Here is a 438-nt window from a genome sequence, read left to right on the forward strand (position 1 = left end):
TACGACGGCAAAGGCCCGCAGCATCCGGGCGAGTGGTGCCAGTTCTGCAAGGTAAAGAGCAGCTGCCGTGCTTTGGCTAATCAGTGTACGCAGATGGCCGAGGACTACGCGGGCAAGATACTGACCGCTGAGGAACTGGCCAAAGATGTACTGCCGAGGCTGGCAACCGTGAAAACGTGGCTGGCAGGTATCGAGGACTACGCGTTACAGCAGGCGTTAGCAGGTGTAGAGCTGCCGGGCTGGAAGCTGGTAGAGGGCAGAAGCGTGCGGAAGATTACCGACGAAGACGGAGCAGCCGCAGCACTGAACAAAGCCGGCTACAAGACCGCCGAGATATACAAGCCGCAGGAGCTGAAAACCATTACCGAGCTGGAGAAGCTGGCAGGCAAAAAGCAGTTTGCCACTATCTGTGGGGAGTTTATCGAGAAGCCGCAGGGC

General features: G+C 58.0%; 1 protein-coding gene. It reads left to right on the top strand.

The window, feature by feature from the left end; translation table 11 throughout:
* A partial coding sequence (locus KUA11_RS17215; RefSeq protein WP_217412277.1) for a DUF2800 domain-containing protein occupies positions 1-438 on the top strand: 438 nt, incomplete at both ends.

Origin of the sequence: Acetobacter estunensis (assembly GCF_019083805.1) — a bacterium.
GTDB lineage: Bacteria > Pseudomonadota > Alphaproteobacteria > Acetobacterales > Acetobacteraceae > Acetobacter > Acetobacter estunensis_A.